General features: G+C 69.2%; 7 protein-coding genes. 3 read left to right on the top strand and 4 right to left on the bottom strand.

The features are described from left to right. The 4 genes from R1101_RS0114265 to carD all read right to left on the bottom strand — a co-directional run. A partial coding sequence (locus R1101_RS0114265; RefSeq protein WP_016934086.1) for a class I tRNA ligase family protein occupies nucleotides 1-646 on the bottom strand: 646 nt, incomplete at its 3' end. Nucleotides 647-657: 11 nt separating this feature from the next. Further along, nucleotides 658-1,134: a 2-C-methyl-D-erythritol 2,4-cyclodiphosphate synthase gene (ispF, locus tag R1101_RS0114260; protein WP_026003275.1), complete on the bottom strand. Its 477-nt coding sequence runs from the start codon at nucleotides 1,132-1,134 to the stop codon at nucleotides 658-660. Nucleotides 1,135-1,139: 5 nt separating this feature from the next. Beyond that, the gene (ispD, locus tag R1101_RS0114255; RefSeq protein ID WP_016934084.1) at nucleotides 1,140-1,847 is read right to left on the bottom strand and encodes a 2-C-methyl-D-erythritol 4-phosphate cytidylyltransferase; all 708 of its coding nucleotides are present in this window, start codon (nucleotides 1,845-1,847) and stop codon (nucleotides 1,140-1,142) included. 27 nt (nucleotides 1,848-1,874) lie between these two features. Beyond that, nucleotides 1,875-2,363 carry an RNA polymerase-binding transcription factor CarD gene (gene carD / locus R1101_RS0114250; RefSeq protein WP_006550486.1) on the bottom strand — a complete coding sequence of 163 codons (489 nt, stop codon included), beginning with the start codon at nucleotides 2,361-2,363 and terminating at the stop codon, nucleotides 1,875-1,877. Between the two features lie 276 nt (nucleotides 2,364-2,639). Between carD and R1101_RS0114245 the strand changes: the two genes are divergently transcribed. From R1101_RS0114245 to dinB, 3 genes are all read left to right on the top strand, one after another. Then, nucleotides 2,640-3,272 (top strand): hypothetical protein, encoded by a 633-nt coding sequence (locus tag R1101_RS0114245; protein ID WP_026003274.1) that lies wholly within the window; start codon nucleotides 2,640-2,642, stop codon nucleotides 3,270-3,272. Between the two features lie 90 nt (nucleotides 3,273-3,362). After that, nucleotides 3,363-4,754 carry a DNA repair protein RadA gene (gene radA, locus R1101_RS0114240; RefSeq protein WP_016934082.1) on the top strand — a complete coding sequence of 464 codons (1,392 nt, stop codon included), beginning with the start codon at nucleotides 3,363-3,365 and terminating at the stop codon, nucleotides 4,752-4,754. A gap of 40 nt (nucleotides 4,755-4,794) precedes the next feature. Then, nucleotides 4,795-6,054, top strand: a complete 1,260-nt coding sequence (gene dinB, locus R1101_RS0114235) for a DNA polymerase IV (protein WP_016934081.1) — start codon at nucleotides 4,795-4,797, stop codon at nucleotides 6,052-6,054. The last annotated feature ends 94 nt before the right edge of the window (nucleotides 6,055-6,148 follow it).

Raw genomic sequence — 6,148 nt, 5'->3', positions numbered from 1 at the left:
CGAGATAGAAGCCCGCCATCGCGGAGCACTCGAGATGCCAACCGGGACGACCGCGTCCCCACGGGGTGGGCCACGACGGCTCCCCAGGCTTCTCGGCCTTCCACAGCGTGAAGTCTCGCGGGTCGCGCTTGCCGAGTCCGGCGCTCTCACCCTGATGGACGTCCTCGATGCGGTGACCGGAGAGGGCTCCGTATTCCGGATAGCTCAGCACGTCGAAATAGACGTCGCCGTCGGCGGCGTAGGCGTGCCCGGCGTCGATGAGACGCTGGATGAGTTCGATCATCTGTGTGATGTGGCCGGTCGCGCGGGGTTCCACCGAGGGGGGAAGTACACCGAGCGCGTCGTAGGCGCGGTTGAAGGCCCGCTCGTAGGTCGAGGCCCATTCCCACCACGGTCGGCCCGCTTCTGCTGCCTTGCGAAGAATCTTGTCTTCGATGTCTGTGACATTTCTCACAAACAAGACATCGAGGCCCTTGGCTCCGAGCCATCGGCGGAGCACGTCGAACGCAACGCCGCTGCGTACGTGCCCGATATGGGGTTCGCCTTGGACGGTGGCCCCACACAGGTACACCGAGGCCTGGCCGGGGGTCAGCGGTTCGAAATCCCGCACGGCCCGCGATTCGGTGTCGTATAAGCGCAAGGTCACGACCGTCGATCCTACCGCTCGTCCTGCTGCGCCAGGACCAGTGCGGTCGCAACTGCGGCCACACCTTCCCCCCGGCCGGTGAGGCCGAGTCCGTCCGTCGTGGTTGCCGACACGGAGACCGGACCGCCGAGCGCCGCGGACAGCACCGCCTGCGCCTCCTCGCGTCGCGGCCCGATCTTCGGGCGGTTCCCGATCACCTGAACGGCGGCGTTGCCCACCACCCAGCCGGCGTCGGAGAGCAGACGTCGCACCTCCTCGAGCATGGCGACGCCGGAGGCACCGGCCATCTCGGGTCGCCCCGTACCGAAGACGGCTCCGAGGTCGCCGAGACCGGCGGCCGAGAGCACGGCATCGCACAGGGCGTGCGCGGCGACGTCACCGTCCGAGTGGCCCGCGCAGCCGTCGGCGTCCTCGAACAGCAGCCCGGCCAACCGGCAGGGCCGGCCGGGCTCCACGGGATGCACGTCCGTTCCGATACCGACACGCACGATGCTCACATCTCCTTCTCGGTGCGGACGCCGGACGCGAGCACGGCACGTGCCAGCACCAGGTCCAGCGGGGTGGTGATCTTGAAAGCGAGCGGGTCGCCCGCGACGGTGGTGACGCGTTGTCCCAACCGCTCGACGAGTCCCGCGTCGTCCGTGGCGTCGGCGGCGTCGCGGTTCGCCCGCTCGAGCAGCGCGACGTCGAATCCCTGCGGGGTCTGTACCGCGCGGAGGGTCGAGCGGTCGGGGGTGCCGGTGACGTCGCCCTCGGCGTCCACACTCTTGACGGTGTCGACGACGGGCAGGACGGGGATCACCGCGTCGCTGCCCGCTCGCAGCGCGTCCACGACCCGGACGAACAGATCGGCCGGGGTGAGCGCACGCGCGGCATCGTGGACGAGGACGAACCGTGCTCCCCATGCCGCCGAGAGACCGGCACGCACCGAGTCGGCGCGTTCGGCGCCACCCGCCACCACGCTCACCCGGTCGGCGAACGCCTCACCGACCAGCCGGGCCGCGGGCGTCGCGGCCAATTCGGGTGGCGCGACGATCACGACACGATCGACCACCGCCGAGGCGAACATCGCCTCGACCGAGCGGTCGAGCATGGTGCGGCCGTCGAGTTCCACGAACGCCTTGGGCAGTGGTTCACCCAGGCGAACACCACGGCCGGCCGCCGGAAGGATTCCGACGACCGGCCCGTTGCGATCGTTCATGTGCAGTTTGCCGATGTCTCGCGCCGATCAGGAAGCGGCGGCGAGAACCTCGTCGAGCATGGTTTCCGCCTTGACGTCGTCGGTGCCTTCGGCGAGCGCGAGCTCACCGACGAGGATCTGACGAGCCTTGGCGAGCATCCGCTTCTCACCTGCGGACAGGCCGCGGTCCTGCTCCCGGCGCCACAGATCGCGCACCACTTCTGCGACCTTGTTGACATCGCCGGAGGCCAGCTTCTCGAGGTTGGCCTTGTACCGCCGTGACCAGTTGGTGGGTTCTTCGGTGTGGGGTGCGCGCAGCACCTGGAAAACCTTGTCGAGGCCTTCCTGCCCGACGACGTCGCGAACTCCGACGTACTCCGCGTTCTCTGCAGGTACCCGGACCGTCAGGTCGCCCTGCGCGACTTTCAGAACCAGATATTCCTTCTGCTCACCCTTGATGGTGCGTGTTTCGATTGCTTCGATCAGCGCCGCACCGTGATGGGGGTATACGACGGTGTCTCCGACCTTGAAAATCATGTGTCCCGTGCCCCTTTCGATTCTCCCAGTTTAACACGTGACCACATCGCCCTCGCGTCAACGGTGCAGGTCAGGGGCATCGAGCGTTGAGCGCAGGGCTTGACAGGCAGTCTGTTCCGTGTATCGGGTGACGTCCGACACACCCTCCGGTCGGCGCCCGTCGATATCGCCGCCCGGACGGGAATCCGCACGAGATCCGGCCCCGACGTACACAGCGCACACGGGAACTACTACTCTGCCTAGTGGATTGCGAGCCTTACTCGAGTGGAGGAACCCGTGACTGCTCTCAAAGCGCCGACTCGTCGAGTCGTGACCGCTCTCGCCCTTGCCGCGGGAGCGGCGCTCACGATGTCCGCGTGCAGCGCCGGTCAGATCACCCAGACCTCGACGCAGGTCGCGGCCATCAACGGTTCCAACGTGGACGCCGGCAGCCTCGCGCTGCGCAACGTGCACGTGATCTACCCGAACTCCGAGGAGTACAGCATCGAGCCCGGCGGCACCGCCCAGCTCGGCTTCACGATCGTCAACCTCGACCCGTACGTGGGCGACAACCTCACCGGTATCTCCACCGATTTCGCGGCTTCGGTCACGGGCACTCCCATCGAGGTCCCCCCGCAGTCCTCCGTGGTCGCCGGCGTCTCCGAGGCGAACGCCGCCCTCGTCGAGGAGGTCGACGAGTCGCCGCGTCCGAACAGCACCGAGGAGACCCCCTCCCCCGCTCCGGCCGGCGTCGTCAACAGCGTCGAGCTCGTGAACCTTTCCGAGGGTGTCCGTCCGGGCCTGACGATCCCCGTCACCTTCACCTTCGCCGAGGCCGGCGACGTGACGCTGTCCGTGCCGGTCGACGCCGGACCGGAGCTTCCCCGCGACGAGTCGGAACTCTCGCCGATCGTGGGCGAAGCACACTAGGAGTTCCTTACGAGAGGGCCCGGTCGAGCACAGCTCGGCCGGGCCCTTCCGTATCCGCCCGATGTCGGTCCGACCGTCTATTCTCCGGCCGTGGCAAAGACCAAGACCCTCTACCGCTGTTCCGACTGCTCGCACACCGTCGCGAAGTGGGTCGGACGCTGCCCCGAATGCGGCACGTGGGGGTCGATGGACGAAGCACCCGTCCAGCCCGTCGCGGTCGCCGCACGAGCCGGCACCTCGCTCGCCCGCGCCGGTGCCGCCGCCGTGTTGCCGAGCACTCCGGCCACTCCCCTGTCGCAGATCGACGGCAAGGCGACGCACGCGAAGTCCACGGGCATCCCGGAGCTCGACCGCGTCCTCGGCGGCGGCGTCGTCCCCGGTTCCGTCGTCCTCCTCGCCGGCGAACCCGGCGTCGGCAAGTCCACGTTGCTCCTCGAGGTGGTGCACCGGTGGGCGCTGCGCGGCGAGTCCGATCGGGCTCTCTACGTCACCGGCGAGGAATCGGCCGGTCAGGTGCGGTTGCGCGCCGACCGTACCGGTGCCGTACACGACCGGGTCTATCTCGCCGCCGAGAACGACCTCGCGACGATCTTCGGGCACGTCGAGCAGGTCGGGCCCACGCTGCTCGTGGTCGACTCCGTACAGACGATGCTCGCCGCCGACGTCGACGGCGTCACCGGCGGTGTGACACAGGTGCGCGCGGTCACCAGCGCCTTGACCTCCCTCGCGAAGTCCAGCGGCATCCCGGTGCTGCTCATCGGTCACGTCACCAAGGACGGCGCGGTGGCCGGTCCGCGTTCCCTCGAGCACCTCGTCGACGTGGTGCTGCACTTCGAGGGCGACAAGCACTCCACGCTGCGCATGGTGCGCGGGGTGAAGAACCGCTTCGGGGCCGCCGACGAAGTGGGCTGTTTCGAACTCGCTGAAGACGGAATCGTCGGCGTGAGCGACCCGTCCGGATTGTTCCTGCAGCACCGCGACGAGGCCGTGCCCGGCACGGCGGTCACGGTGACGATGGACGGCAAGCGCCCGCTCCTCGGTGAGGTCCAGGCTCTCGTGGTGCCCACCCACAATCCGTCTCCGCGACGTGCCGTGAGCGGCCTCGACTCCGCGCGGGTCGCGATGGTGCTCGCGGTGCTCGAGCGTCGCTGCGGTCTCGGCCGGCTCGGCAACTGCGATGTCTACGCCTCCACCGTCGGTGGCATGCGGATCACCGATCCGTCCGCCGACCTCGCGCTCGCGCTCGCCGTCGCCTCGGCCGTGCGCGACCAGCCCGTACCCGCCGGCACCGTGCTGCTCGGCGAAGTCGGTCTCGCCGGCGAGGTCCGTCGTGTCGCAGGCGCGGGCCGTCGTCTCGCGGAGGCGAACCGGCTCGGCTTCGACCGCGGAGTCGTTCCGCGCGATGTCGAAGGTGTACCGAAGGGCATGAAGAAGTTCGAGGTGTCGAACGTGGCGCAGGCGCTGTCGACGCTCACGCGCTGACTCGCGTTCCCGCTGCCGTGTCGGCGATCGGTGCGAACATGTGTTCGTGTCCGACGCGACGGTGCTGCACGCCGACCTCGACGCGTTCTACGCGTCGGTGGAGCAGCGCGACGATCCGTGGCTGCGCGGCAAACCGATCATCGTGGGTGGGGGCGTGGTGCTCGCGGCGAGCTACGAGGCCAAGGCCCACGGCATCGTCACCGCGATGTCCGGCCGGGCCGCTCGCGCGCTGTGTCCGGGAGTGATCTCGGTGCCTCCCCGCATGGAGGCCTATGCGCAGGCCTCCCGCGACGTGTTCGCGATCTTCGACCGCACGACGCCCCTCGTGGAGGGAATCTCGATCGACGAGGCGTTCCTCGACGTCTCCGGCCTGGGGCGCATCGCGGGCAGCCCCGTCGACATCGCCGCGCGCCTGCGCCGCACGGTCGCCGAGGAGGTGGGCCTGCCGATCACCGTCGGTGTCGCCCGCACCAAGTTTCTCGCGAAGGTCGCGAGCGGGGTGGCCAAACCCGACGGCCTGCTCCTCGTCCCTCCGCATGCCGAACCGGAGTTCCTCCACCCGTTGCCGGTGGAGCGGTTGTGGGGCGTCGGCAAGGTCACCGCGGCGAAGCTGCACACGCACGGACTGAGGACCGTGGCCGACGTCGCCTCCCGTTCCGAGTCCGATCTGGTTTCGCTGCTCGGACGCGCGGCGGGACGCCACCTGCACGCCCTCGCGATCGGTCACGATCCGCGTCCGGTCCGTCACCGGCGGCGCAGTTCGATGGGCGCGCAGCACGCGCTGGGTCGCGGACCGCACAGCATGGAGTCGGTGGAGGAGACGCTGCAGTTGCTCGTCGACCGGGTATGCCGGCGGATGCGCCGATCCGGACGTCTCGGGCGCACGGTCGTCCTACGGATGCGGTTCGCCGACTACACCCGCGCGACGCGCTCTCACACCCTTCCCGGGGCCACCGCCCGCACCGACATCCTGTCGGCCACAGCACGCGACCTGCTCGAACAGACCCGGCCGCTCATCGCCGAGTGCGGTCTCACCCTGATCGGTATCGCGGTGACGAATCTCGCCGGCGAGGGCGTCGAACAGCTCGAGCTACCGTTCGACGACCCGGTCGGCGCGGAGACCGGTACCGGCGATGCGCGGACCCATCGTGCCGTCGACCGGCACGCGCTCGATGCCGTCCTCGACGACCTGCACTCTCGCTACGGTGCCGGCGCGGTCACCTCGGCCACTCTGCTCGGGCGCGATCACCGTCCCGGTGTTCCGTTGCTTCCCGACGACCCCGGCGAACCGGCCTCCTAGACCGCCGAGATGTCGTGCTCGCTCTGCGGGATGCCGTCGGCGTAGTCACGCCCCTTCGCGAAATGCTCGTGCCCGACGACGACGAACAGCCCGA

This window comes from Rhodococcus sp. R1101 (genome assembly GCF_000278445.1).
GTDB classification, from domain to species: domain Bacteria; phylum Actinomycetota; class Actinomycetes; order Mycobacteriales; family Mycobacteriaceae; genus Rhodococcus; species Rhodococcus gordoniae.
This window is presented reverse-complemented; position numbering and strand designations above follow the sequence as displayed.

Coding starts and splice junctions, on each gene's coding strand:
- ispD (WP_016934084.1), bottom strand. CDS start 1,847: ATGAACGATCGCAACGGGCCGGTCGTCGGAATCCTTCCGGCGGCCGGC.
- carD (WP_006550486.1), bottom strand. CDS start 2,363: ATGATTTTCAAGGTCGGAGACACCGTCGTATACCCCCATCACGGTGCG.